General features: G+C 58.7%; 23 protein-coding genes and 2 pseudogenes. 14 read left to right on the forward strand and 11 right to left on the reverse strand.

Going from position 1 to position 24999, the window contains the following annotated elements; translation table 11 throughout:
* Positions 1–377 precede the first annotated feature (377 nt).
* Together AWB69_RS41725 and AWB69_RS50515 are read left to right on the forward strand one after the other, a co-directional pair.
* Positions 378–731, forward strand: a complete 354-nt coding sequence (locus tag AWB69_RS41725; protein ID WP_062092618.1) for an FCD domain-containing protein — start codon at positions 378–380, stop codon at positions 729–731.
* A gap of 621 nt (positions 732–1352) precedes the next feature.
* Positions 1353–2951 (forward strand): methyl-accepting chemotaxis protein, encoded by a 1599-nt coding sequence (locus tag AWB69_RS50515; RefSeq protein ID WP_082913825.1) that lies wholly within the window; start codon positions 1353–1355, stop codon positions 2949–2951.
* Between the two features lie 7 nt (positions 2952–2958).
* On the opposite strand, the pseudogene AWB69_RS51135 reads toward AWB69_RS50515, so the two are convergent.
* Positions 2959–3072: pseudogene (locus AWB69_RS51135) on the reverse strand (IS6 family transposase); the annotation flags it as partial.
* Positions 3073–3177: 105 nt separating this feature from the next.
* On the opposite strand from AWB69_RS51135, the gene AWB69_RS41735 reads away from it, so the two are divergent.
* Complete coding sequence (locus tag AWB69_RS41735; RefSeq protein WP_082913826.1) at positions 3178–4806, forward strand: EAL domain-containing protein; 1629 nt, start codon at positions 3178–3180, stop codon at positions 4804–4806.
* A gap of 131 nt (positions 4807–4937) precedes the next feature.
* Here AWB69_RS41735 and AWB69_RS41740 read toward each other — a convergent pair whose 3' ends face one another.
* The 5 genes from AWB69_RS41740 to AWB69_RS41760 are packed head-to-tail and all read right to left on the reverse strand — an operon-like array spanning position 4938 to position 9609.
* Entirely contained in the window at positions 4938–5840 is a 903-nt protein-coding gene (locus AWB69_RS41740) for a transporter substrate-binding domain-containing protein (RefSeq protein WP_062092620.1), read from the reverse strand.
* A 53-nt stretch (positions 5841–5893) separates the two neighbouring features.
* Positions 5894–7099 carry an aminotransferase class I/II-fold pyridoxal phosphate-dependent enzyme gene (locus AWB69_RS41745; protein ID WP_062092621.1) on the reverse strand — a complete coding sequence of 402 codons (1206 nt, stop codon included), beginning with the start codon at positions 7097–7099 and terminating at the stop codon, positions 5894–5896.
* 28 nt (positions 7100–7127) lie between these two features.
* Positions 7128–7808: an RraA family protein gene (locus AWB69_RS41750; RefSeq protein ID WP_231937417.1), complete on the reverse strand. Its 681-nt coding sequence runs from the start codon at positions 7806–7808 to the stop codon at positions 7128–7130.
* 27 nt (positions 7809–7835) lie between these two features.
* Positions 7836–8339 carry a LeuD/DmdB family oxidoreductase small subunit gene (locus AWB69_RS41755; protein ID WP_062092623.1) on the reverse strand — a complete coding sequence of 168 codons (504 nt, stop codon included), beginning with the start codon at positions 8337–8339 and terminating at the stop codon, positions 7836–7838.
* A gap of 4 nt (positions 8340–8343) precedes the next feature.
* Complete coding sequence (locus tag AWB69_RS41760; protein WP_062092624.1) at positions 8344–9609, reverse strand: 3-isopropylmalate dehydratase large subunit; 1266 nt, start codon at positions 9607–9609, stop codon at positions 8344–8346.
* 252 nt (positions 9610–9861) lie between these two features.
* Between AWB69_RS41760 and AWB69_RS41765 the strand changes: the two genes are divergently transcribed.
* Positions 9862–10893 (forward strand): LysR family transcriptional regulator, encoded by a 1032-nt coding sequence (locus AWB69_RS41765; RefSeq protein WP_197500452.1) that lies wholly within the window; start codon positions 9862–9864, stop codon positions 10891–10893.
* 111 nt (positions 10894–11004) lie between these two features.
* Here the strand turns inward: AWB69_RS41765 and AWB69_RS51140 are convergent.
* Positions 11005–11124: pseudogene (locus AWB69_RS51140) on the reverse strand (IS6 family transposase); the annotation flags it as partial.
* Between the two features lie 207 nt (positions 11125–11331).
* Between AWB69_RS51140 and AWB69_RS41770 the strand changes: the two are divergent.
* Positions 11332–11574: a hypothetical protein gene (locus AWB69_RS41770; protein ID WP_062092625.1), complete on the forward strand. Its 243-nt coding sequence runs from the start codon at positions 11332–11334 to the stop codon at positions 11572–11574.
* A gap of 162 nt (positions 11575–11736) precedes the next feature.
* Positions 11737–11985, forward strand: coding sequence for a hypothetical protein (locus tag AWB69_RS41775; protein ID WP_062092626.1), 249 nt, complete (start codon positions 11737–11739; stop codon positions 11983–11985).
* 158 nt (positions 11986–12143) lie between these two features.
* Here AWB69_RS41775 and AWB69_RS41780 read toward each other — a convergent pair whose 3' ends face one another.
* Positions 12144–12362 (reverse strand): hypothetical protein, encoded by a 219-nt coding sequence (locus AWB69_RS41780; RefSeq protein ID WP_062092638.1) that lies wholly within the window; start codon positions 12360–12362, stop codon positions 12144–12146.
* 314 nt (positions 12363–12676) lie between these two features.
* The gene (zwf, locus tag AWB69_RS41785) at positions 12677–14140 is read right to left on the reverse strand and encodes a glucose-6-phosphate dehydrogenase (RefSeq protein ID WP_062092627.1); all 1464 of its coding nucleotides are present in this window, start codon (positions 14138–14140) and stop codon (positions 12677–12679) included.
* A gap of 1209 nt (positions 14141–15349) precedes the next feature.
* Here zwf and AWB69_RS41790 point away from each other — a divergent pair.
* The 6 genes from AWB69_RS41790 to AWB69_RS41815 all read left to right on the forward strand — a co-directional run bounded on the left by AWB69_RS41790 (position 15350) and on the right by AWB69_RS41815 (position 21287).
* The gene (locus tag AWB69_RS41790) at positions 15350–16450 is read left to right on the forward strand and encodes a porin (protein ID WP_062092628.1); all 1101 of its coding nucleotides are present in this window, start codon (positions 15350–15352) and stop codon (positions 16448–16450) included.
* Between the two features lie 152 nt (positions 16451–16602).
* Positions 16603–18036 (forward strand): MFS transporter, encoded by a 1434-nt coding sequence (locus AWB69_RS41795; RefSeq protein WP_197500453.1) that lies wholly within the window; start codon positions 16603–16605, stop codon positions 18034–18036.
* A 29-nt stretch (positions 18037–18065) separates the two neighbouring features.
* Positions 18066–18788, forward strand: a complete 723-nt coding sequence (locus AWB69_RS41800) for a GntR family transcriptional regulator (RefSeq protein ID WP_075644086.1) — start codon at positions 18066–18068, stop codon at positions 18786–18788.
* A 202-nt stretch (positions 18789–18990) separates the two neighbouring features.
* Positions 18991–20343 carry an acyclic terpene utilization AtuA family protein gene (locus tag AWB69_RS41805; RefSeq protein ID WP_231937419.1) on the forward strand — a complete coding sequence of 451 codons (1353 nt, stop codon included), beginning with the start codon at positions 18991–18993 and terminating at the stop codon, positions 20341–20343.
* Position 20344: 1 nt separating this feature from the next.
* Entirely contained in the window at positions 20345–20656 is a 312-nt protein-coding gene (locus AWB69_RS41810) for a DUF4387 domain-containing protein (protein ID WP_062092632.1), read from the forward strand.
* Positions 20657–20924: 268 nt separating this feature from the next.
* Positions 20925–21287 carry a BON domain-containing protein gene (locus AWB69_RS41815; RefSeq protein ID WP_062092633.1) on the forward strand — a complete coding sequence of 121 codons (363 nt, stop codon included), beginning with the start codon at positions 20925–20927 and terminating at the stop codon, positions 21285–21287.
* A 353-nt stretch (positions 21288–21640) separates the two neighbouring features.
* On the opposite strand, the gene AWB69_RS41820 is transcribed toward AWB69_RS41815, so the two are convergent.
* Positions 21641–21958: a hypothetical protein gene (locus AWB69_RS41820; RefSeq protein ID WP_156529169.1), complete on the reverse strand. Its 318-nt coding sequence runs from the start codon at positions 21956–21958 to the stop codon at positions 21641–21643.
* Between the two features lie 150 nt (positions 21959–22108).
* A complete protein-coding gene (locus AWB69_RS41825) occupies positions 22109–22882 on the reverse strand; it encodes an anti-sigma factor family protein (protein ID WP_062092635.1) in 774 nt (257 codons plus the stop codon).
* A 46-nt stretch (positions 22883–22928) separates the two neighbouring features.
* Between AWB69_RS41825 and AWB69_RS41830 the strand changes: the two genes are divergently transcribed.
* Together AWB69_RS41830 and AWB69_RS41835 are read left to right on the forward strand one after the other, a co-directional pair.
* Positions 22929–23294 (forward strand): hypothetical protein, encoded by a 366-nt coding sequence (locus tag AWB69_RS41830; RefSeq protein ID WP_062092636.1) that lies wholly within the window; start codon positions 22929–22931, stop codon positions 23292–23294.
* 710 nt (positions 23295–24004) lie between these two features.
* Positions 24005–24754: a hypothetical protein gene (locus tag AWB69_RS41835; RefSeq protein ID WP_062092639.1), complete on the forward strand. Its 750-nt coding sequence runs from the start codon at positions 24005–24007 to the stop codon at positions 24752–24754.
* Positions 24755–24999: the final 245 nt, after the last annotated feature.

Consider the following 24999-nt stretch of genomic DNA (forward strand, 5'->3'; position numbering starts at 1 on the left):
CAGGTTAAAAACACCCCAAAACCCGACATCTCTACTTTGCTCACGCTACGACATCTCTACCTGGCCTCGACATTAAAATGTCAGGGCTTTTTAGAAATGTCCGCTTTTAGCTAGATTCAAATGTCCGCTTTGGCAATTTGCAACATTTGTTGATATTGCGAGCAGCATACTGTTGACAGTTTCCATAATTCCGTGGAACATTAGTCTAGAGATACCGAACACACGTCTCGAGTCACCGTTGCCGAACTGCGTGCCCACACGCTGACCGGCGTGGTTCAGCGTGAAATCGAAGGCATGATACTGAGCGGCGAACTGGCGCCGGGTGAACGGATGAACGAAAGGCTGGTGCCGACAAGCTGACGGTCAGACGCGGCCCGATGCTCAGCGCGGCGCGGCTCGCCCAGCTCGAAGCGGGTGGCAGAGATGGAATTGGCGGCCGAAAGCGGCAACTTCGCGAAATTCTTTCCGCTAAACGGGAGTTTCACGATTTTCTGGTGCGCTCGACCGAAAACGGCCGGCTGATCAAGATGTATCGCGCGCTCATGAAGGAGTTTCATCTGTTTCGCACGCGTGGCCTCGTGCAACGCAGTGTGTTGCTGGAGTCGAACCGCAAGGTTCTCGAGGCGCTCAAGGTGAAGAACGCGCAGGCGAGTTATGAAGCGCGTTTTCGTCACGTGAATTGCGGCAAGAACCGTATGCTGCTCGCGCTGGACACTCTTCAACTCAGTTAGGTGGACAAGCACTGTGACGCTGTAAGGAGGGGCATATCGTAAGCTTTGCCTGATTGACCACTGAATTTCACCGGTCCATGTGGGCCGTCGACATCGACAGCCTCAGGCTTATACTTCAATTTTTATTTCGGTATGCGAAGTAAAAATAGATACTTACGCAAAAAGCCCTGCCGGAGTCAGGATTACTCGGAGGCCACACAAGACGCGTGCAGCCTGCGCTGGAAGATCGAGCAGTTTCATCGTGAGAGATGCTCGATGACTTCCGGCGTCAGCAGCTCGAAAATCCGATCGTTCGGATGAAATTTGCGTACGCCCTAACTGCGTTTTTAGCCTCGTTGGGGCCATTCGCCGCAGTCATTGCTTCGGATTCAAGTTCGGTTGACCTGAGCCGATACAGGTGAAGGACGCTTTACATACGTCCCTGTATCGGCTTGGTCGCACAAGATTTCGGTTTGACTTCTAAAAATAAAGGCTAAGTGCGGGCTGCTCATCGTAGCGTCGATCACGTAAGGCTCCACGCCTTCGGACTACACGCGGTGCAGCAGGCGCACGATTCCCTGGTACCTGGATGGAGGCAAATGGCCCCGATCCTTGCAAAATTCTAATAAAAGGATGTGCCACATGGCAATGAAGATCGGGGCTCGGCTTACTATCACTTTCGGTGCGGTACTTGTTTTGCTGCTGGTGATCTGTGGGACGGTCAGCGTGCAGATGGCGGACATGAACGCGAATACTGAAGACATCGTCGATCATCAGGCTAAAAAGCTGCAGAATGGGAATCAGCTCAAGGAAGGAACGTACCTGGTCAGCTTGCTGGCGTACCGCTCGCTCGAGGAACCGACACCCGAAGCACAACAAACCGACTTTGAGCAACTCCAGGCCCAGGTCGAAAAAAATACTGCCCTCGTCCGGGACGTGCAAAGCCGGATGGGTTCAGCAGTCGGACGGGCTGCCTTCAATCCCGTGACACAGGCATATACGGCCTATTCGGCAGCGATGAAGCCTGCTTATGCGCAATTGGCCGCCCATGACGTCAGTGGGGCACGTGCAACCCTGCTGGGCACGGTGCCGTTGCAACTAGCGCTCCTCAAGGCGCAAAGCACTTTTCTGAATTATGAGCAAGACCAGATGGACGCCGCCGTGCGGGACAGTAGTCACGCTTATGACACGGCACGCGCCGTGCTGTGGGGATTCGCGGCGTTGGCCCTGATCGTCGCAACGGTCCTGTGCGTGCTGGTGACCCGTTCGATCGTCCATCCCCTGAAGCGCGCGGTCGATGGCGCCAATGCTCTGGCGCGGGGCGACCTGTCCGTCAAAATAGATGTCGTCCGCCAGGACGAAGTCGGCGCACTGGCTGACTCGCTGAACCAGGCGATTGCCCAATTGGCGGGCATCGTCGGGGGCGTCAAGCAAGCCAGCCTATCGATTTCGAGTGCAACTCAACAGTTGGCGGCCGGCAATACCGACCTGTCGCAACGTACCGAAGAACAAGCTGCGTCGCTGGAGGAAACCGCATCGAGCATGGAAGAGCTGACCGCGACAGTGCGCCAGAACGCGGACAACGCGCAGCAGGCCAGCACGCTGGCCGGCACGGCGTCGGCCATCGCGCAGCGCGGTGGAGACGAGGTCAGCCGCGTGGTCGAGACGATGCAGGGGATCTCCGACAGTTCAGCCAAGGTGGCCGAGATAATCAGCGTGATCGAAGGCATTGCGTTCCAGACCAACATCCTGGCGCTGAACGCAGCGGTCGAGGCCGCGCGGGCTGGTGAACAGGGGCGTGGCTTTGCGGTCGTGGCCAGCGAGGTCCGCACGCTGGCCCAACGCAGTGCGGCGGCGGCCAAGGAAATCAAGGCGCTGATCGGCGAGTCGGTGAACCGGGTGGATGCCGGTTCGAAGCTCGTTGAGGAAGCGGGGAGCACGATCAGCGAAATCGTCCAGTCAGTGAAGCGAGTGACTGACATCATGAGCGAAATCTCGTCGGCGTCGCAAGAACAGAGCACCGGGATCGAGCAGGTCAACCAGTCGGTCAGCCAGATGGACCAGGTGACCCAGCAGAACGCCGCACTGGTCGAACAGGCCTCGGCGGCGGCACATTCAATGGCCGAGCAAGCTCAAGCGCTGCGTGACGCAGTCGCGGTGTTCAAGGTCGGCGAGAGCGACTCAGCGCGCGCCGGCGTTGTCACATTAAAGCGTTTGGCTGGCAGTAGTTCGATGGACTGACTTTTCCTCAAAAGCCAGACGGATTTTGGCTAAGCCCGGTGAAACGACGCCACGCGGCAAAGCGTTCGCCGAGTTGCTTTCAGTAGAGCGATGCACGAAGCAGATTTCGCTTCAGTGCGAAGAGTTACCGTATTGGTCGGAAGCTCGAATCAGCGCAACAGATAAGAAAAATCGGTACTAGCTACTCGACTCAGGGCCAAGGTTGCCCATACTAGGGGCCGCGGTCATGAATGACGGACGCGATATGAGTGACACGAGCCTGTTCGTACCGTCGCGGGCGTTTTCCCTCCGCCGGGGTGCCGTGCTCCTCGTGTTCGCCATCGCTGCAACGGCATCATGGGCGACAGGGTATTGGTTTGCGCAGTCCATTAATCGGCAGACTAACGCCACAGTCGCGCTCGACATCAGCCGATCGATCGACCGGGTCTTACGGTCTATCGACACGCGTCGGCAACAGGCTGACCTCCTCGCGGGTCAGCCCTGCCCTCAGGTTGAAAACCGCCTCACGTTGTTGCAGCGGGCGGCACCCTATGTGCGCGCCATCGTGCTGGTCCACGACGGCTCGGTCTACTGCTCTAGCCTCGGGGACGCGCGCGCGAGCTATCCCCTCTCGTTGTTTGTGCCGAACGGGTCCTCGAGCCGCCGCATGGGTTTGATACCAGGCACCCCGGTTTATCCTGATCGCCCGGTTCTAACCGTGTTTGAGGCGGTCGGCCGGCGCGATGGCGTGCTGTATCTCATCGAAGGAGCGTATCTCGCCGATTTGCTGGCGCGAGCGGAAGGGTCAGAGAAGCGCTCCGCCACCTTGAGCGTCGGCACCGGAACGTTAGCAAGTGACAATACGTTCGCGTCCGGTAACGCAACGATCCCGGCCGGTGCGGTCGTTCTGCCTAACGGCAACAGCATGAAGGTCGTTGTGGCGGGAAAGGTCCCGTCTGACCATCTCGCATTGGCGGTATTGGCCGCGCTACTCTGCGGGGTTGCCATCGCAACGACTGTCGTGCTCGGCTACACCGCCGGCTTTACGCCCAGGCAGCGCATTCTTCGACAGGTAAAAGTCGGGTTACGCCGTGATGAGTTCTTTGTCGTCTACCAGCCCATCGTTGACGTTGGGACCGGGGTGTGGGTGGGTGCGGAGGCGCTCGTGCGCTGGCAGCACCCGCGCTGGGGCGTCGTCGCGCCCAACGCGTTCATCAGGCATGTCGAGACCTCCCCCATCATTGCGCCATTCACCGACTTTGTCCTGCGTACCGCGCTCGCGCAACTAGGGGCGGTCGGTCTGCCCGACGGCTTTCGGCTCACCGTGAACCTCGCTCCTTGCCACATGGAGTTGCCGTCGTTCCCTCGGGACATATGCGAGGCCCTCGACCTCCAGACTACGGCGTTAAACATAGTTCTGGAAATCACCGAGCGCGGCCTGATAACCAGCGAAGACTCAGTCAGGGAGGGAATTGCGAGATTAAAAGCCAAGGGTGTGCAATTCGCCATTGATGATTTCGGCACGGAAAACAGCAACCTCGCACTGCTACAACGGTTCCACTTTGACTACATCAAGATTGACCGGTGTTTCATTCAAGGAGTGGCTGACTCGGACCGAAAACTTATCGAAGGTATTCTGCAGTTGGCAAAGGTCCTCGGAGCGTCAGTCGTTGCCGAGGGTGTGGACCGGCAAGCACAGCACAGTGCGCTGCAGGAGATGGGCATACCGTTCGCGCAAGGCTATTTGTACCACCAGCCGACCGAAGGCGCGGCGTTTTTCGATGGTTACGTCGCATCGGTCGAACGGTGGCGAAATATCGTTGCCGCGCACACCGTGCAAGCGCCCGCCGCCTCGCCGGCCAGTCGAGTTGTTTGATAGATGCGAATTTCGTCCGACATAGCGTGGAGAGAGTGGTTCGATGCTTCGCCCGTTCGAATATATGAATCAGTTGCTCGACGGACGTCGCAAATGAAATGCGGAATGCGGCCGTTAGGCGTCTGCACCGTTCAATCGTCCATCGGGCGATCATTCGGATGCGAAAAGATGGCCTTTAGAGAATCGCTCATTGGCAACCCGAGTGTGATGCCCTTGGGCGCAATCGGTGACATGAACCACGTGTTGTAAAGCGACTGGCCACGGCCATTTGTTTCAAGCCGTGCGATGGTTCGATCGACTACCGCCTTAAGCGAGGCGTCGCCCTTGGGAAGCATGCATGCGATCGCTTCGTGCGTTTGCGGCTCCCCGGCGATGACATAGTCTTCCGGGCGGTGCGCGGTCGCCCGTTCGCTTGCGAGCACATCGGCATCCATGAAAAAGGCTGCGGCGCGGCCTGTTTCGAGGTTCAGGAACGAAGCGCTGTGGTCTCGTGCTTCGACAAGCGTGATGTTCGCGTTGTTCTTCTGGATATAAGACCTGAGGTAGCGTTCGGATGTCGTCCCGGTCGTGACCGCCACTGTCTTGCCAATCAGGTCGTTAAACGAATGGATGTTTGAATCCGCCTTCGTCAGTAACCGCGTTTCCGTCACCGAGATCGTATTGGAGAAATCAACCTGCTGTGCACGCTCCTTGTTGTTCGTCGTCCCGCCGCACTCAAGATCGATCGTGCCGTTCTGAACCAACGCGATACGGTTCTGCGCGTTCACCGGAATCATCCGAACCTGAAGGCCTGGTGCACCAATCGCTGTCTTGATCTCCTTCACGATCTCCTGCGCAATGTCTTGCGAATAGCCGATGACGTGGTCGTCGTTGTCATAGTAAGAATACGGCACCGACGACTCGCGAAAGCCCAGCACGATCGTATTCCTGGCTTTGATCGATGCGAGCCGTCCCGTGAGATCCTGAGCGTGAGCGCCAAGCGCCACGCAGCTGAACAACACAAGGGCAGCAGCACGATAAGGCAACCTGTTCATTTTTTTCCTTTCCCGATAGTCCGATAGTTGATAGCGCACTCTTCGCCCACAAGTCAGCGACGAAGCGCCGAACACGCAGCCGCAATCCGCTTGCACGCTTCTTCGAGCTGCGCGAAAGAAGTGGCAAATGAAATGCGAAAGGCCGGAGACAGGCCAAAGGCTGCGCCCTGGATTACCGCGACTTCCTGGCTCTCGAGCAGGTACATGACAAAATCGGTGTCGTTACCGATTACCTGGCCATTCGGAGTGCGCTTGCCGATGACGCCCGCACACGAGGGGTAGACGTAGAACGCGCCCGTAGGACGGGGACAATACAGGCCTTCTATCGCATTCAGGCTCTCCACGACGAGGTCGCGCCGCCGCTGATATTCACTGCGCCAGCCGGCTAGAAAATCGGTTGGGCCGGTCAGGGCCGCCAGTGCCGCGGCCTGGCTCACGGAGGATGGATTGCTGGTGCTTTGCGACTGTAGTTTGGCCATGGCCTTGATAAGCGCCTTGGGACCGCCCGCGTAGCCAATGCGCCACCCTGTCATGGCAAACGCCTTCGACACGCCGTTGATAGTGAGCGTGCGCTCGCGCAGATGCGGGTTGCAGCGGGCAAATGTAGCGAACTTCAGGCCGTCATAAATGAGATGCTCGTAGACGTCATCAGTCATGATCCAGACATTGGGATGGCGGCTGAGCACCTTGCCAACCGCGATGAGTTCATTGTCGGTGTAAGTCGCCCCTGTCGGGTTGCACGGAGAGTTGAGCACGACCCACTTGGTGCGATCGGTGATGGCCGTTTCAAGCTGCTCCGGCGTCATCTTGTAGTTGCTGTTCACGTCACATTCGACAACTACCGGTCGCCCGCCATTGAGCAGCACCATGTCCGGATATGACACCCAGTATGGCGCGGGGATAACGACTTCGTCGCCCTCTTCCACCGTGCTCGTCAAGGCATTGAACACGACCTGTTTGCCGCCGTTCCCAACCGTGATTTCATCCGGGGCAAAAACCAGCCCGTTCTCGCGCTCGAATTTATCGCATATGGCCCGCTTGAGTTCCGGAGTACCATCCACCACCGTGTAGCGAGTCTTACCTGCCTTCATCGCAGCATAGGCGGCTTCGACTATATGCGGCGGCGTGTCGAAGTCCGGCTCGCCGGAAGTCAGGCCGACGATGTCCCGGCCTGCCGCTCGCAGTTCCTTCACGCGTGCTGTGGCCATTGAACTCGGCGACGGTTTGATGCGCTCCATGCGGGCGGCAATCAGTTTCATATTGGTCTCGTGACAAGGTGAAAGATGCTCAGGCGATCACGCCTTTTTGCGTCAGGTAGATGTCGATCCAGCCGCGCTTGTCCTGGCCCGCGAGAATCGCCTCCTTGCGTTGCTGTTCCTTCTGTACCTGAGCGGTCGCGGCAGCCAGCAGGGTGTCGAGTTGATCAGCGGGAATTGCAACAAGCCCGTCTTCATCCCCAACAATCAGATCGCCGGCCTCGATCACGAGACCGCCGATAGCAACCGGCACGTTGATCTCTCCAGGCCCCTCCTTGAACGGACCGCGATGCGTGTTGCCTCGAGCAAAGCATGGGAAGTCCGCCGCATAAAACGCGGCGACGTCACGCACGGCGCCGTCGATGACAAAACCAGCGATGCCACGTACCTGCGCGTGCATCTGCATTAATTCACCGACCAGCGCCTGTGTCACTTCACCGCCACCATCGACGACAATGACGTCGCCGGGTTCGGCCATGTCTATCGCCTTGTGGATCATCAGGTTGTCGCCCGGCCTCACCTTGACCGTGATGGCACGGCCCACAAGCTTCTTCTGGCGGTGGTAGGGTTTCAGTCCGATCACGCCGCACAACCGGTGCATGTTGTCGCTGATGTGCGGAGTAACGACGGACCGAAAGCGCTCGATGAGGTCGTGAGGAATCGGCGCGGGCATCGGCATGATCCGAAAGCCAGGCATGTGTTGATGGCTCATGAGTGCAAGTCCTGGTGACGAGGGAAATTAAAGTGTTGAATGCTGGCGCAAGTAGGGCACGAGGCCGCCTGCGTCGAGGATCTTCAGAATGTCGTACGGTATTGGCGCAGCCTCGATTTCGTGGTCGTCGAGCGCACAGCGCACCAGGATACGAGGTCCAAAATCGATCTGGAGTCCATAGCCTTCCGCCATCCGGCTGGTATCGCACTCAATCGGATAGAGTCCGTTGTTCACTGCGTTGCGAAAGTAGGTCCGGGCAAAACTTCGAGCGAGTACGATCCTGATCCCGGCGCCGATAATCGCCGTCACCGCAACTTCCATTGCCGAGCCACAGCCGAAATTCTTACCCGCGACGAGGATGTCGCCAACATGCACGGAAGCGGCAAATTCGGGTGCAATGGTCTCAAACAGATAGTTCTTCAGGACGGCAGGATCGAGCGATTTCCGCTTGCGTCGCGAAGAGATGATGTAATCGGTATTGATGTCGTCGCCAAACAGGCGCGCGGTACCCTTGATGGACAGTGACGTCATTCTTTTATCGCCTGGAGAGGGTTTGCGGGCTGGCTATCCGGCCGGCTACAGCGCTCGCGGCGCACACTTCTGGCGACGCCAGGAAAATATTGGCGCTTGGGTTGCCCATTCGCCCTTCGAAATTCCTGTTGGCCGTGGAGATCACGTTCGCGTCGTCTTCCGGGATGGCGCCGGCCGTGCCGCAGCATGATCCGCAACCCGGCGTAACAATAATGGCGCCCAGCTCGATCAACCCGGCGAGCTCGCCGCCAAGAGCCAGCTCGTGCAACACTTCGCGCGATGCCGGCGTGACTACCAGCTGCACGCCCGCAGCGGGCCTGCCGAACTTACGGAACACCGCAAGCGCCTGACGGAAGTCTTTCGCACGGCCGCCGGTACAGGTGCCGAGATAGACCATCTGCACAGGCACCTCCCCCAGTTCATCAAGGCGTGCGACGTTGTCGACGTTATGAGGCAATGCCACATACGGGCACAGCGTCGTGAGATCTATATCCAGTGCCCGGGTATAGACGGCATCCGCGTCCGCGGACAGGCCTTCCAACGGGGCGGCAACGCGTCCGTCCAGATAACGCCCACAGGCTGCGTCGAAAGGGAACGCGGCATTCTTGGCCCCCATTTCGACCGACAGGTTGGCGAGGACCAAACGATCCTCAAAATCGAGCGTTTGGAGACCCTCGCCGTGAAATTCCAGCGTCTGATACGCGGCACCGTCCGCGCCCAGCAGCTTCGCCAGATGAAGCGCGAGATCCTTCGGATACACACCCGGCGGCAACTCGCCATGCAAGGTGATCCGGATGGACTCTGGCACCTTGAGCCACACCTTCCCGGTCATCATGACGCCCGCCAGATCCGACGAACCAATACCGGTCGCAAAACAATTCGCTGCACCGTAGGTCACCGCATGGCTGTCGGCGCCGACGAGAAGCCGGCCAGGCGCTGCAAGGCCTTGTTCGACCACGATCTGATGGCCGATCCCCTCACCGATATCGAACAATGGAATGCCCTGTTCGCGTGCAAAACGCCGGATTCTCGCCTGCAGCATGGCCGCCTTCGGGCTGGGCGCCGGCGCATAGTGATCGAGCGCAAAAAGCAGTTTGTGGGGGGAATGAACGCGTGAAGCGCCCATCGCAGCGAAGTAGTCCATTGCCATAGGAATGGAACCATCAGTACCCATTGCACAATCCACTTCACAGATCGCGATATCGCCCGCGTTGACGCTGCGCCCCGAGCTGAGGGACAACAACTTTTCTGATAGGGTTTTTCCTGACATGTCGTTGGTCTCGCGATTCGGAACGGCCTGGATTGAGCGGGTCTCGACCGGGCATTGATGGCGCGCCGCGATGCTCTTTTCCCTGTGGTATCAAGGCTACCGCAGAGGTGAGTATCGCAAACCGCGACAGGTCGTATTACGAGTAATAGGCATCGTCACCAATGAATAAAATTCATAGGTCACCGAGATAGAAAGTGGCGTTGACGTGGCGCTGACGTGGCGCTGACGTGGCGTTGTAAGGTAGCGGCTTCCTTGCAAACCAGACGCCACGGGTCAATACTTCACCGCGGCATCCCGCCAAAGCCGGTGCCGAAACGAACTCCGGTGACTGAACAACATTCGCAAACAACCTTTGATGCGCATGAAACCATGCTAACTCTCAAGCAACTGGAAGCCGTTTACTGGGTTGCCAAGCTCGGGACCTTCGGTGCAGCGGCGGATCGTCTTTACACAACTCAGTCGGCCATTTCAAAACGCATCAATGAACTGGAAATGTTCTTCGTAGCTTCGCTGTTCGATCGCAGCAGACGCACCGTGCGGCTCACAGCGAAAGGTCGAGAATTGCTCGAGGCAGCTGAGGAGATGTTGCAGGCCCGCGATCGATTACTCGAACGTATGGGCAAGGAAGTTGAAGTCGTGCGGCACTTCCGCCTGGGCATCACGGAGCTGATCGCATTGACGTTCCTGCCGCGACTTGTGCAGGAGATTCGCCAAGCCTACCCAATGGTGTCACTCGAGCCGGAAATCGATGTCAGCACCAATCTCGCCACGCGGCTTCTGCACGGCGAGATTGACTTCATCATCGCCCCGACCGTCCTCAAGGATCCCCGCTTCACGTCCGTTCCCTTGAAAAAACTCCAGCTCCACTGGATGTCGAGCCCGTCATTGATTACTGACTCGCAGGTGCTCTCGCTGGAAGAAATTGCGAACTATCCAATCCTGATGCAGATTGGCACGTCGGGGGTCGACGCAATCTACGAGCGATGGTTCGAGTCCAAAAACCTGACGATTCGTCGCACCTTCGCGGGCAACAGCCTGATCGCGTTGAGTTCACTCACGGTGGCGGGGTTCGGAGTGAGCTATCTGCCGGCGCTGTATTTCTCCGATCTTGTAGACCAGGGCTTGCTCAACGTGCTGCATTCGACGCAGAGCTTGCCTGCGGTGCGTTACTACGCGATCTACCGCAACGATGGTCCTACCGCACTCTACTCAATGGTGGCCGACCTCGCCCGGCGGCTCTGCGATTTTTCAAAACCGGACCTCGCATCTGTCATTTCACGGTAGACGGCCTGCCTTTTACGGGCTCTGTCAAGTTGACAGGGCGTAGACGGCCTTTTTGGCTAAAGAATAGTTATCCTTATCAGATAACTTTCTTTCGGCTACGGCGGTGACAGTTCAACAATGCCATGTGGCGAAGCGCTCCAGGAGTACCGCACGGTGATATGCCGCGTTCATCTGATGTCTGAGCAGCGCGAACTGCTGTCGGATCAGGCCGAAGCACGAGAGAAAAAAAGAGCGTCGCCAGCCATCACCGCCGGTTGACGGTGGAAAAGCCTCTCGCTGTTGTTCCAGGGCGCACGCCGCTCAACGTCGGCGACATTGGTGCGGGCGGTAACTGCGTGTTACCAATCTCGCAAGCCGGTTTCACTTGTGAGCGCGACCCGCGCATAGACTCCATCGACTGGACGGCATCCGAGTCCGACCATCTTTTTGGAGCTACAAATGAACACACGAGATGTGGTCACTGCAATATCGGCGCTGACATTACTTTCGGCCGTCGGCACGGCGCACGCATCGGGATGTCTGAAGGGCGCGGTGGTCGGCGGAGTGGGCGGCCACGTCGCAGGTCACCATGCCGTAATCGGAGCCGTGGGCGGTTGCATCGTGGGGCATCACTATGCAAAGGAAAAGGAGAAAGAGCGGACGGTAGCCGTAAGCCAACGCACGGCTGTCGCGCCGTCCTGATGACTGGAAGCAGGTAGCCCGCAGGTAGCCCGTATCGGGCGCACAGAATATCGCGTCGTGCCCGGTCCAATAGACAGTCCGCTTCACTCCGTCCCGCCTTGAGTCGAGGACGGCCGTGTCACGGGCTTACCCGGTCACCGCCTCATCACATTGGAGAGAGCAATGCTGCGAATCCGTAGCCTTCGAGTTACCGCGCAATTGGCAGACACCGAGATGTGCGCCGAGTACTGCGCGCAGACCGGACGTCTTCGCATCCTCAAAGATGGTGCTCTCGTGCGCGAGTGGTTTCCGCCAAATTCGTGGATGGCCATTGCTTCCGTCGCCGGCGCTCGAAATTGGGGAACACGGCCGGATTCGAATGAGCTTCGCGCGTTGCTGGAAAGCCAGATGTCACTGCTGCACATCGGCTAGTTGCCGCTGGTGTCTGGGTGAAGCAACCTGAGCAGTTGCTGCCATTGCCAACATGGACGACAGCCGACGTCATGTGGTTTGCAAGTGGGCGCCTGGTCGCCACCCAGGGGAGTGGATGCCGGCTCGCTCGCTGGAGCGTCGACGTGGAACTGCGGCGGTCAACCGCGGCTATCGACCCACGCGCGAGCCCAGTCAAGCCCGGCATGTTGCGCTTCCTCTTCGGTATCAAAATGGCCAAGGACGCCCGACCCTTCAATAAGCTTGTTGCTCCGTGTGATGGTTCCGCTACCAGCGTACTGCTCCGGCTGCAGAATATCTTCTAGTTGCAGGATAGCGTGGCCCCAGATGCCGTACCCTCGATAGCTCTCCGATTCCATCAGCGCGAGACCTCTGCGGGAGCGCTGTGCGAGTCGACACATGGCTCGCTGCCGCCACCCTGGAACGCGGGCGCCATGAGTGTCACCAGCAACCGGTATTCACCAAGTCTCACTATCGAATCTCCGTATTTTCCGGTTTAGGCCGCGTTCGGTCATCTTTCTACAAGGTCAGCAAGGCTGAGCTTGTAACTCTGGCACCAACGCATGCACAAAACGATGATTTAGCAGAGCGTCCGCTCAACCGCGGCGCGCAGCCAGAAGGGCTCGCATCGACGAGTTATAACCGTACGAGGTATCTCCAACACCGAATCGAGTCAACTACCCAACGCGTTTGGATCCCGCCACGCCCGCTCGAACGGAAGCCGCCACGCCCGGGGCGCAACGAGTTGATGGATGGCATTTGGCCCCCACGAGCCCGGCGCGTAGAAGCGAACGGGAGGCGGCGATTCGAGCAAGGCCGTCGATACTTCCCACAGCCGCTCGATACCCTCAGCGGTGGTGAAAAGCGTACGGTCACCCCGCATGGCATCGAGGATCAATCGCTCATAGGCTTCCAGTACTTCGCCAATCAGACCGGTATCGCGCATGGCGAACTGCAGGCTCAGTTTGTCCAGCCGCATCCCGGGACCCGGGCGTTTGCCATAAAACGAAAGCGACATTTTCGAAGCGTCCGCCAAGTCGAACGTCAAATGGTCCGGTCCTTGTGAGCCGACGCCCGATCCAGCCGGAAACATGCTCTTCGGCGGCTCACGAAATGCGATGGAAATGATGCGTTGCCCCTCGGCAAGCCGCTTTCCTGTGCGCAGATAGAATGGAACGCCGGCCCAGCGCCAGTTATCGATCGAACATTTCAATGCGATGAATGTTTCCGTTTCCGATTCTGGACTGACTCCATCCTCGGACCGATAACCGGTGTACTGCCCACGGACGACGTCGGTTGGCTGTATCGGCAGCATGCTACGAAAGACCTTGTTCTTCTCCTCGCTAATGGGCGACGGTTCCAGCGACGTTGGTGGCTCCATCGCCATGAACGCGAGAATCTGAAACAGGTGCGTGACGACCATGTCGCGAAATGCGCCTGTTTGTTCATAGAAACCCGCGCGCTTGCCGAGGCCCAGCGTTTCAGGCACATCGATCTGAACGTGGTCGATGAAGTTGCGGTTCCAGATCGGCTCGAACAGACCGTTCGCGAAGCGGAAAGCGAGAATGTTCTGGGCGGGCTCCTTCCCCAGGAAATGATCGATCCGGAAGATCTGCTCTTCTTCGAAGACTTCGTGCAACCGGGCATTCAACGAAACAGAACTCGTCAGATCCGTTCCGAACGGCTTTTCCATGATGATCCGTGAGCGTTCCACGAGACCCGCTTCCTTGAGCATGCCAACTGCGGAGAGCGCGGCGTTAGGCGGAACGCTCAGATAATGCAGCCGCCGGCACTCGCCATCGAAGCTCAGTTCGGCGTTCAGCACCGCCGCCTTGAGCGCCTCCGCGCCTGCTGTCAGCGGCAGATAGTGAAGATTGGCGGCGAAAGTGTCCCACTCCGGCTGGGCGACCTTGCGAGAAGAAAACTCGTCAAGCGCTTCCCGCGCCGTGCGGCGAAAGTCGTCAATGTGTATGTTGTCGAGTGCGACGGCAATGACCCTGCAGCCCGGAATGAATCCTGCACTCGACAGATGGAACAAGCCTGGCAAGAGCTTGCGTCGCGCCAGATCGCCAGTGGCGCCGAACAGAACGACGACTTGTGGGAATTGTGGACCCACCCCTGCAGCGATCTTGGCCATCGTGCAAATCCTTTCTGAGTTGTCAACGCCTGACGACGAGAATGGGGAAGAGTGCATCCGGCGGCCGGGTTCGATTTGCCAATGGTCGCCCGAAGTGCCCCTTCCACAAAAGCTCTACACCCCAAAAAAACGAAATGGACTGCATGACGAGTCCTGACAAAGCCCTCGTACTCGTCACGATTCAAGTTTGCCTGGCAGGATGTCCCACCAGGCCGAGGAGCTTTGTTTCCACAGTATCACGCGCTTACAGATCGAACCTGCGATGCTGACCGTGCACCAGCACGAACCGGCAGATTGCTGATTCTTGCTCGCCCACTTTCTCAGATCTCGTTGATTCGCTCCATTCTACGGACATGGCAAAGATTTGTGGATCGCGAAAATCGTCGGTGATCGTGGGCTTCGATCATGTTTCCGGAATCAGCAACTCATAGGGATAGAGCCAGAGGAACAAGCTAGGACATGCGCTTTTCAAACGCCCGGCCGATCGCATTCGCGAAGGACAAGAGTGCGGAGCAATCGACCCCGTTATCGAGGCGCGGGCAATGACGAAGGCCGCAGTTGCCGTCATAGTCAAAGGTATTGCTGTCGACCTCGCAGGCCGTGGCATTACAGTTTCCTGGCACGCGTGCAGCAGTCGACATGAGCTTCGCGCGGTACCTTACCGCGATAGAGATAAGGTGCCCTCTGGATTGGCTTCTTTTATGTAATCGGTCTCGAAAGCCCCGCTGCATGACGATCGATACATACCGTGCTTCGAGCCCATTGAGCCGGAACCATCAGCTCGTGACAAGTCCTTGTTTTGATCAATCATGGAGCGCCGCGGTTGTACGTTGGCGTCCAAATCCTGGTGCTGCCTCGTGAACGTCAACAAGCTGGAAAACCATGGTTTTCCATTCCTTGTCCGACAATACCTGGGATTACCCCACTTGATCAGCTTACTTTCAATGAAATATCATCAAATCGTCGGACAACAAAGCCGACCCAAGAAAACCAAACTCTGCGCATAGCGCGAGAGGCCCACGAGAACAGGGCCCTGTTTCCTAACGCCTATTTAGGATAGCGAATCGTTGCAAATAACCTTGGTTAGCAACGAGGGCAAGCCTCGTCCAGGAGATTTGACGGCATGGCATTGCGCGTGCGGCGGCCGTGTTTCGTGAGCTCGAAGTAGCGGCAAATTGAACTAATGCACATATAAAAAGTGGAGACGAAGTGAAATCTATTTATGTTGCTGGAGCACTGCTTGCATTGGGATCGGGATCTGCAATGGCCCAATCGAGCGTGACGCTGTATGGACTCACCGACGTTAGCATCCAGTATCTGACGCACGCAGATCGCACCGGTGACTCTCTGGTACGAATGACCACTGGCGGTCTCTCGCAAAGTCGCTTCGGAGTGAGTGGCACGGAAGATATTGGCGGCGGGACTGCCGCCATCTTCCGGCTGGAGAACCGCTTCGACCTCAATAACGGCCAGTCTGATCCGGGTCTGCCTTTCTGGAACACCGCGTTTGTCGGGCTGAAGTCCACACGGTTCGGCAGCCTTACAATGGGCCGGCAGAGCAATGTGCTGGTTAATATTGTCGACCGGACCTACGCGTCGAACCCGTGGGTACCCTTCGATTTCGCGTTCCAACCAGAAATCACCATGCTGGGCGGCCTCTGGTCGAGCAACATGGCCAAATACACGGTCAAGCTCGCAGACGTCATAGGCGAAGCATCGTACGCGTTCGGCAACACCGCAGGAAATACGTCTTATGGATCGCAACTGGCGGTCGGCCTTGCTTACCTGCCCGCCGCGCCGCTAACGGCAGGTGCCGGCTACATGGATTCGCGAGACTCAACCAACGGCTCCCACTCGAAGTCCTGGACCGCGGGCGCGTCCTACACGTGGCAAGACACCCAGTTCCACGCCGGCTACTTCGAGAATCGGCTCGACCCCGGTTTCCAGTCTTATCTGAACGGTCCATTCACGGCGCAGGCGCTGTCAGCCCTTAAATACACCGACTTTAGCTCGCGACGCATGTTTAGCCTGGGGGTGGTGCAGTCGTTCAGTTCCGCCTTGCGGGTTTCGCTCAACTACTGGCGCACGTTGCAAATCGGCAAGACCCCGCACCTCGACGGCAACGCTTCGCAATTCGAATTGCTCGCGGATTACAACCTGTCCAGGCGGACCGATGTTTATCTCGAAGGCAACTATGGCCTCTACCGTGGCGACCTGATCGGTGCGCAGATACAAGGGGTAAACGGCGTCGGGACGGCGCTGAAAAGTACACAACTCGGGTTGATGGCCGGCATCCGGCATCAGTTTTGACTCTATCGTCCAATGTCAGACAATCTTCCTTGGAGTATGTTGTATTATGCTTATCGAGTCGATAAAATGAACTCATTGTCGTACAATAAATGCTCTGGTGTAAGCCGGCGTGGAGAGAGCCTTGGTGGGTTTCAGGTGTGCGGAGGCCAGAATTGAGAGCACTCCGCAACACTGCCGCGACGCGCATGATCGAAGCACGACTCGATCGCCTGCCTATGACGCGGCATCTATGGTTTCTGGTCTTTCTGCTGGCGCTGGGCGCATTTTTCGAAACTTACGATCTTGCATTAACCGCACTGGTGGCTCCCGGGCTCGTGCAGGTGGGTATTTTCGCGGCACGCGGCGGTCTACTCGGTCTTCCCGATCAGGCGGCGTTTGGTGCGGCGACGTTCCTGGGCCTGTTTGTTGGTGCGTTGCTGTTCGGCCGGTACGCGGATCGCGCTGGCCGCAAGCGAACCTTTACCGTCGCACTGTTGTTGTACACCGCCGCCACTCTGCTGATGGCGCTTCAACAAACGGCGCTGTGGATCGACGTCTGGCGGTTTGTTGCGGGTATAGGGCTGGGGGTGGAACTGGTGACGATCGATGCTTATATCGCCGAAATCGTTCCCGCACGTTATCGTGGGCGCGCATTCGCGTTCGCTGCGTTCGTGCAGTTTCTAGCCGTGCCGGTGGCCGGGGCGCTAAGCCTTGTATTCATTCCGCATCGGCCGCTTGGTGTCGACGGCTGGCGCTGGGTCTGCATCATTGGCTGTATCGGTGCTGCGGTGGTGTGGCTGACGCGTTCGCGTCTCCCGGAGTCACCGCGGTGGTTGGCGCAACATGGTTCGATGGATGAAGCTGACCGCATTGTGAGCGTGCTTGAAGAGAAATGCTTTGGTGCGCAGGCGGTTTCCAGACTGCCGCAACTGACTGCTGTCGCCAGCGCCGTGGACGAACAGGATCATGGCAAGGTCGCAATGCGCGTGCTGCTCGGGTCCCCGTGGATCGGGATCGTGATGATGTTGTCGATAGTGAACGTATTCATCGCAATCGGCTTCTTCGGTTTTGGAAACTGGGTCCCCACCCTGCTCGCCGCGCAGGGTCACCCTGTCGTGAAAAGCTTTGAGTATTCGCTTTACATTGGCCTGAGCTACCCGCTTTGCCCGGTGGTGTTCCTCTTGTTCGCCGACAAGGTGGAACGGAAATGGCAGATCGCTATCGCTGCACTCGGCGCGGGCGTATGCGGACTCTGCTTTGCGCACCAGGACAATCCGGCGCTGCTGATCATGTTCGGCGTCGGCGTGACGGTATTCAACGTGCTGAGCGCTTATGCAATACACGCGTACCAGTCCGAGTTGTTTCCGTCTGCAATGCGAGCACAGGCGATCGGCTTTGTGTATTCGTGGGGACGCCTCGCGGCTGTTTTCTCCAGCCTGATCATGGGCTTCCTGCTGCAGCGCGGTGGCACAAACGCCGCATTTATTTTCCTGGCCACGAGCCAGATCATCGTTGCAGTCGTCGTGACTGTGATGGGGCCCCGCACGCTCGGGTGCGATTCGGTGACAGGCACGGCGATGGCAACCGTCAGCCAGCGCATACCATGAGCCATGCATCACGAAACAGGATTGAATCCATGATAGATCGAACCCCAGACGCACCTGCCACTGTGGGCGACCAATTGCTTAACCGCATGGCACAAGACATTCTCTCGGGCGTATTACCGCCTGGCACCAAGATCCTGGAGATCGACCTCGCGGCACGCTATGCCGTGAGTCGCGCCACGTTGCGTGAAACAATCGCACGCCTCGAAGAGCGTCGGTTAGTAGTACGCACGCCGCATGCGGGCGCGCGTGTTGCCCAGCTTTCGCGCAACGAAGTGCTGGAAATGTTCGTGGTCCGCGAGGCGCTGGAAGGTATGGCTTGCCGGCTGGCAGCCACGCACGCCACCGACGAGCAAATTCTGGCCTTGAGACAACACGCCGAATTCGAAGAGGCGGGGATCCGTGCGTACTCGGAACTTCCGGACAACGTGCGTTCGCCGGAAATCGCTAACGAGTCCTATCCCGCCTACGGCAAACAGGATTTCCACGTGATGATCGCAAGCTTCTCAGGCGTGCGGTTGCTGGAAACGCTGATTCAGAGCGATATCAACCGCCTGACGCGTTTGTTCCGCTTCAAGGATCTCGATAGCCGAGGCCGGCGCGGACTCGTCGAACACAACCGCATTGTCGAAGCAATTGCCGAACGCGACGCCGAGATGGCAGAGCTCGCCGGCCGGCGGCATATCGCCGGAATTCGCGATGAATTCGTGCGTCTCGTGGCGACGGAAAGCGACTGGTTGAAACTTTGCGCATGAAAGTGAAGCACTTGCGCTTTCAGATCCGACCGCCGCCACACGTATTGCCCGAGGCCGCCGCGCCGCTGCTGGTGTGCTGGATTGACAGGTCTGCCATCGGGCCCGGCGAGCCGTAGATTGCCGAATCGAATGAACATCGTCCTGAATGAATTCAGATTATTTCGCTATCCTCTTTATATAGATTGATACCATGGAAATAAGAGTGCTTGCCGGAAATGGCTGTCTCGGCACGGGATTCAAACCGGAATCCCTGGAGCGGGGCGTCAGCCTGAACCCGCATGTAATCGCCTGCGACGCTGGCTCGACCGACTCCGGCCCATCAGCGCTGGGCGCCGGTCGCCCGAAGTTGTCCCGGGAAGCGTGCAAGCGGGATTTGCGACTGCTGCTGCTCGCTCGAGATCGCTTAAAGGTCCCACTCATCGTCGGTTCGTGCGGCACCAGTGGGCGCGATGTCGGCGTGGACTGGGTCACCGGGATGGCGCTTGAGATCGCGGCGGAAGAAAATTTGAGCTTTCAGCTGGCGACCATCAAGTCCGATCAGGATCCGGCCTATCTGAAGCAGCAAATGGCGAGCGGCCGGATTCGACCGCTTCAGCCAGCGCCCCCGATCGATGCGAGCAGCTTCGATTCGCCGGTCGTGGGCATGATGGGTACTGAGCCCATCATCGACGCCATCCAGAAGGGTGCGGACGTTGTGCTGGCGGGACGTGCCAGCGATTCAGCCCTGTTTGCGGCAGTGCCGGTGGCCCTGGGCGCCGCCCCCGGGCTCGCGTGGCATGCCGCCAAGACCATGGAGTGCGGTGCCGCCTGCGCGGTCGTACCAACCGCGGACGGTATGTTCGCCACCATCCGCGACGATCATTTCGATATCGAACCTTTGGACCTTGCCGCACGCTGCACGCCGCTGGGCATCGCAGCTCATACGCTCTACGAGAACGCAAACCCTTTCCTTCTGACCGAGCCCGGCGGTGTGATCGATACGGAAGGCGCCACATATGAAGCGCTGGACGAGCGGCGCGTGCGGGTCAAGGGCTCGCGCTTTCATCCGTCGGCGCAGTACACCATCAAGCTGGAAGGCGCGGCGATCGTTGGCTATCAGACAATTGTCGTCGGCGGTGTGCGCGATCCTCATATCATCAAGGCGCTCCCCGAACTGATCGAGCGCGCGCAGGGCTATTTCGGCGCGCGCGTGGCCGACCTGTTCGGCGACACACTGAAGCCCGAAGACTACGACATTGAATACCGCCTGTATGGGATCGATGGCGTGATGGGCGCGCTTGAGCCACGGCGCGACACGGCCAATCCGCATGAACTCGGTGTTCTGATCACCGTCACGGCGCCGAGCCAGGAACAAGCCAACAAGATCGCCGGTTTTGTTGCTCACGTAAGTTCGCACCTGCCAGTGCCGGGATACGAGGGCATCGTCAGCACGATCGCGTATCCGTTCTCTCCACCCGAAGTTCCACGAGGTGCGCTCTACCGATTCACGCTGAACCATGTCAACGTACCCGACACACCACTGGATATGTTTCGTACCACCTTCATCGAGGTTTGACATGACGACGCTCTTCGATATGTGCAGCTTGATTCGCTCAAAAAATGCCGGCCCCTTCCTGCTGACCTTCGACCTTATGTTTTCCAGTGTGGAGTTTTACCAACGTGCCAAACGTACGCGCGCGGTGACCAAGCAACACCTGGTCGAGTTATATGGTGCGAGCGAGGCGGAGGTCACGCTCGTGTATCACGACGCCGCGCTCGCCATCAAGGCATCGATACCACGACCCCTTGTGCAATGCGCAAAAGGCGATGGTGACTGTTACGGCGGGCAGCAATACGTGCCGCTGTTGTCGATCGAAGTCGCTGAATAAATATTCTCGAAGGACACGACATGACCCGGTGAGATACCTGACTTCAAACGCGGCGCTCACCTGGAGTCGCAAGTCCGACAGCTGAAGGCACGCATCGCGCCGCGTGTGCGTGGACGCACCCCAGGGCGATCCGATGTCAAGCATCGCCTGAGTTTCGACAGGGTTTTAAAGCGCGTCCGGGCGGCGCTTGAATCGCTCAACGCATTGCCGTGGCACAAGCCGTGGGAAGCGGATTTCGCCGCAACGTTTCAACGGGAAAGGAGGCTTTATGAACGTAATCACGTTGGCTTCGGTACTTTGCGTCACGCTTGGTCTGACAGTCGCATCCGGCGTTTGTGCCGAATCTGTTTCCACGACACCGACATCGGACACTACGGCGACGGCTAAAGCGAGTCAGAAAAGCATCAGAAAGGCGGATCATAAACTGGGTGCTGATGTCCGTCGCGCGCTCAGCAAGACAAGAGACATAACGGCGACAAACATCTTCGTTCGTGCGCGAAGCGGCGTGGTCACCCTAACGGGATCGGTGCCAGAGAGTGCTGAGATCACCAGGGCGGAGGAGATCGCCAGAGGCGTTGCCGGCGTGAAGTCGGTCAACAACGAACTGTCGCTTCAGCCCCAGAATTACTAGCATCAATCCATCCCGCCGAGTCGTACCTGACGGCAAGGACAAAGCGAGCGACTGCGAGGCGTAGAGGCGTAGAGGCGTACGCCATCGTCCATCGCGAACCGCTCTGGATTACAAGAGCGGGCGCCAGTCGCCTGACGATCGATCTGGAACGCAGCGCAGCCCTCGACCAAGAACAAGGGCAAGAGCCGGGATCCGGATACGCATCAGTGCGCCGCTCGATCGTCAAGATCAGGGCTGGCGCTGACCCTCGGCGCCAGCCCCAACCATTGCCATGTGTCCAGCAGAGAACGCGGGGCGTTCGAGCGGGGGATTGTGGAGGGGCTGTGCGTTGCGTGATTCTGGCGTGATTCCGGTTACTTGTGCGGACCACCCCCGTGCGATCCGCTCGCTCCCGAGGGCTGAAAGTCACCGCCGAAACCGCTTGAGTCGTGCCCGCCACCGTGGCCTTCGGCGTGCGCTTCGCCGTGCCCGCGACCAGCCATGGCGCCGCCGTGATGAACGTCACGATCATGGTCATGACCGCGATGGAAATCGAAGTCATGGTCGCGGTCGCGGTCGTGGTGGTGAGGAAAGTGGTCGATATCGACAAAGCCGAGAAAACCTCCCTCGTACAGGGGGTACCCATACCCGGGACCGCAATAATAGTCGGCGCCCGCAGGATTTGTCATCATGTACTCCTGATCACAAGAATTCATCGATGTGTCGTAAGGCGCCGCGGCACAGCCGCCCAACAACGCAGCCGCAAACACCCCTGTCAAAGGGGGCAAAATCATGTGCTTCATGGTAAGACCTCATCTGATGCGGCGGAGCGACTCCCGAAATTAACGGACAACAACACCGAGAGCGCTGTCTACGTCGATCTTCATCGATCGCAACTGCGCGTCGGTGACCTGGCCGGTCAGCGCGTATCCCCTACCCTGACTTGTCCAGTAGATTGAGTTGCGCTTACCCTTACGATACAGTCGCGATGCCATTAGGTCCTGTCGAACCGTGGCTACGTACAGGGTGAGCCGGGCCCCGATCGCATTCTGATACATGAATAGTGCTGCAGGGCCGGACTCGCCGGGCAGCAGACGGCCGCCAAGCAGCGAGTAACCATATGCCCGCAGCGAAGGTGCCGCCAAAGGTTGACCGAGGCGCGTCGACAACCACGTAGCGAGATGATCCTCGTCCGCCGCGGTGACCTCAACGGCATGGCGTTGTTCCGGCGTGTACACGGCGTAAGCGGCATCGGCCCGATCCACGAACACTGGCTGGTCGATCCAAACGCTCGATGAAAAGCCGCCTGCCGCGTACCCGAGCGCCACACCCATGCCCATACAGGCAGCCGCCATCCCCGCGCGCGGCCACCACCGCGTGCTGCTTATCAAGACGATGCGTCGCGCGCCCTCTCCTGAGGCCGCAAGCATTACTGTCAATGCAGTTCTTTGCGCCCGATAATGAGCCACGCGAGCGGCAGCCTTCGGGTCATTCGCGAGCCACTCGAGTGTGGCCGCCCGTTGTCCAGCGGACAGCTCATTGTCGGCAAACGCAGACAGCGCGCGGATGTCCTGCTCACCCGGGTCAGGCGTCGTCGGGTCGGCATCGTTGTTCATGGGCTCGGTTTCCACCTCTTCGAAAGTAACTTCTTGTGGCACGGCGTTGTGCATCGCCTACGCGCATGAAGGCACGTCCACTCCGACAACAACGCGCACGCCGCGACATCTGCTGACGCGTGCGCAGGCAGCCAGCGCCGGCAGCGTGGGCAATATCCAGGCGTTTCACGACGAACTCCTCAAAGGACGTTTTTACCATCAGCTTGACGCCGACATCGCCACCGGCAAACGGCAAACGGCAAACGGCAGCGTGACTGAACCGCTGACCGGCATGCGCAATGCGTTCACCCGGTTGCAGGTACGCTCGCCCGACGATCTGCAGCATCGTGCCGTCCATTTCCACCTGTCCGCCGACCGCGCGACAGGGGGGTTGTCAATGGTGATGTCCGCCGGCAACGGCAAGACGTCATAGGTTTGTGCGAGTGCAGGCGCAAAAAAAACGTAACAGACGACCAACGCCCCGAAACGAAATAGTTTGTTAAGGAAGAGGGTTTGGATGGATCCCCGACGTTTCGACGCACGGGCGTCACGCGCATCGCCCAGCACTTCGGTGTGCTTACGCAATTTCACGCCGTGGCGGCAGACCCTTGCCGTTCGGAACGTTGTTGCCTAATGACTAAACGACGAAACACGCTGAGTTATTCCACGGCCGCACTTACAAAAATACGTCGGGAAGTCAAATCGCATCTCGCTCAGCGACCGCGCAGCGCAGCGCAGCGCAGCGCAGCGCAGCGGGATAGTCCCAATCCGTGTGGCCGGCGACCGTCGATCGAGGCCTCTATCTCACGCACGCAAGGACACTGGAATAACCCTGCCGCGCTGGACGTTTCGTTACGGTAGTGAGGAGGTGAGCGGAATGGTCAACACTCGACACGCGTTCGCGCTTGAAATCCGCCGCCGTGCGCGACGATTACGATTGCGACTACGACTCAATGAGTTCGTCGTTCTTAAAACGGACTTGGCCGCCGATAATCTGCAACAAGCAAGGCCACTACGCGATGGGCCTGCATACATCTTTGCTCGTCACGCGCTGACCGTGCAGCAACAATCTTTGCGCGAAGAATGGAATACATCGCCGCGGCGAACCGTTTATACGACATATCCGAACCCGGGCAGACTTCGATGAGCATTCGAAATGGGCACGTCATCCGATCTGCCGGCGGACTGCTGCTCATTGCGTCCGTTGCGTTGTTCGCTGCCTGTGGCGGAGGCGGCGGTGGCGCAAACAGCATGTCCACGGTCACGCTCGCCGGCACGGCAGCGACTGGCAAGGCACTCGCGAACGCAGCGACCAATATTAATTGCGCACAGGGTTCAATATCGGTCAGCGCAGATGCAAACGGAAATTACCAAGCGACGCTCGGCGCGGTGATGCCGTGCATGATCACTGCGACATCGGGCGGGACGGTGCTGCACTCGGCCGCGTTCGCTGGCGGGACGTACAACGTCACACCAGAAACGGACCTGTTGTTGTCGTATCTGGCGGCACAGCTCGGCACGAACGAAAGCGGGCTCATCGCCGGTTTCACCGGGAATACGCGGTTTCAGCAGGCGCTGGCGAGTCAGGACGACGTGCTGGCTGCGCAGGCCGCCGTCGTACAGAATCTTCAGCAAACGTACGGCGTCACGCTATCCACACCCAATTTCCTTGTCACCCCGTTCGCTGTCGGTCAGCAAGGCGTAGACAGTGATCTCCAGTCACTCCTGGCCCGCGGCGCAATCGACGCCGACGGCGAGCCGAGCAGCAGCGCAGCCGCACTCATGGCGACGATGGGCGCCGCACATCCGATCGCGACGGCGCCAGGCCCGAGCACGGGTGGGACCGGAACGGGCGGCACGGGAAGTCCAGGCGGCATGGGCGGGATGATGTGACGCAAGGGGACGGAACAACGCGACTCCTGTCACCATTCGACGTATGACCGGCTAACGGCGAGAGACCGCGCTCCTGCCCCCTGAACGGCTTGCGTAATGCGTTCCTGAGGGCTCCCCGCTGGACGATCCCATAGAAGAGTTGCGAGAGGTTCGCATAGGGAAAGTTGGACTATTGAGTATTACGTAAATCATGACATCACCAAAGCTCGGCTTGCTTCCAGCAGGCAACGATGATCGATTTACGC

The organism is Caballeronia udeis (genome assembly GCF_001544555.2).
Classification (GTDB): domain Bacteria; phylum Pseudomonadota; class Gammaproteobacteria; order Burkholderiales; family Burkholderiaceae; genus Caballeronia; species Caballeronia udeis.

Excerpts from the sequence above, each read along its gene's own strand:
- AWB69_RS41725 (WP_062092618.1), top strand. The coding sequence starts at position 378 with ATGCTCAGCGCGGCGCGGCTCGCCCAGCTCGAAGCGGGTGGCAGAGAT.
- AWB69_RS41800 (WP_075644086.1), top strand. The coding sequence starts at position 18,066 with ATGATAGATCGAACCCCAGACGCACCTGCCACTGTGGGCGACCAATTG.
- AWB69_RS41820 (WP_156529169.1), bottom strand. The coding sequence starts at position 21,958 with ATGATGACAAATCCTGCGGGCGCCGACTATTATTGCGGTCCCGGGTAT.
- AWB69_RS41755 (WP_062092623.1), bottom strand. The coding sequence starts at position 8,339 with ATGACGTCACTGTCCATCAAGGGTACCGCGCGCCTGTTTGGCGACGAC.
- AWB69_RS41745 (WP_062092621.1), bottom strand. The coding sequence starts at position 7,099 with ATGAAACTGATTGCCGCCCGCATGGAGCGCATCAAACCGTCGCCGAGT.
- zwf (WP_062092627.1), bottom strand. The coding sequence starts at position 14,140 with ATGGCCAAGATCGCTGCAGGGGTGGGTCCACAATTCCCACAAGTCGTC.
- AWB69_RS41740 (WP_062092620.1), bottom strand. The coding sequence starts at position 5,840 with ATGAACAGGTTGCCTTATCGTGCTGCTGCCCTTGTGTTGTTCAGCTGC.
- AWB69_RS41750 (WP_231937417.1), bottom strand. The coding sequence starts at position 7,808 with ATGAGCCATCAACACATGCCTGGCTTTCGGATCATGCCGATGCCCGCG.
- AWB69_RS41770 (WP_062092625.1), top strand. The coding sequence starts at position 11,332 with ATGAACACACGAGATGTGGTCACTGCAATATCGGCGCTGACATTACTT.
- AWB69_RS41810 (WP_062092632.1), top strand. The coding sequence starts at position 20,345 with ATGACGACGCTCTTCGATATGTGCAGCTTGATTCGCTCAAAAAATGCC.
- AWB69_RS41825 (WP_062092635.1), bottom strand. The coding sequence starts at position 22,882 with ATGAACAACGATGCCGACCCGACGACGCCTGACCCGGGTGAGCAGGAC.
- AWB69_RS41815 (WP_062092633.1), top strand. The coding sequence starts at position 20,925 with ATGAACGTAATCACGTTGGCTTCGGTACTTTGCGTCACGCTTGGTCTG.
- AWB69_RS41735 (WP_082913826.1), top strand. The coding sequence starts at position 3,178 with ATGAATGACGGACGCGATATGAGTGACACGAGCCTGTTCGTACCGTCG.
- AWB69_RS41775 (WP_062092626.1), top strand. The coding sequence starts at position 11,737 with ATGCTGCGAATCCGTAGCCTTCGAGTTACCGCGCAATTGGCAGACACC.
- AWB69_RS41780 (WP_062092638.1), bottom strand. The coding sequence starts at position 12,362 with ATGGAATCGGAGAGCTATCGAGGGTACGGCATCTGGGGCCACGCTATC.
- AWB69_RS50515 (WP_082913825.1), top strand. The coding sequence starts at position 1,353 with ATGGCAATGAAGATCGGGGCTCGGCTTACTATCACTTTCGGTGCGGTA.
- AWB69_RS41760 (WP_062092624.1), bottom strand. The coding sequence starts at position 9,609 with ATGTCAGGAAAAACCCTATCAGAAAAGTTGTTGTCCCTCAGCTCGGGG.
- AWB69_RS41835 (WP_062092639.1), top strand. The coding sequence starts at position 24,005 with ATGAGCATTCGAAATGGGCACGTCATCCGATCTGCCGGCGGACTGCTG.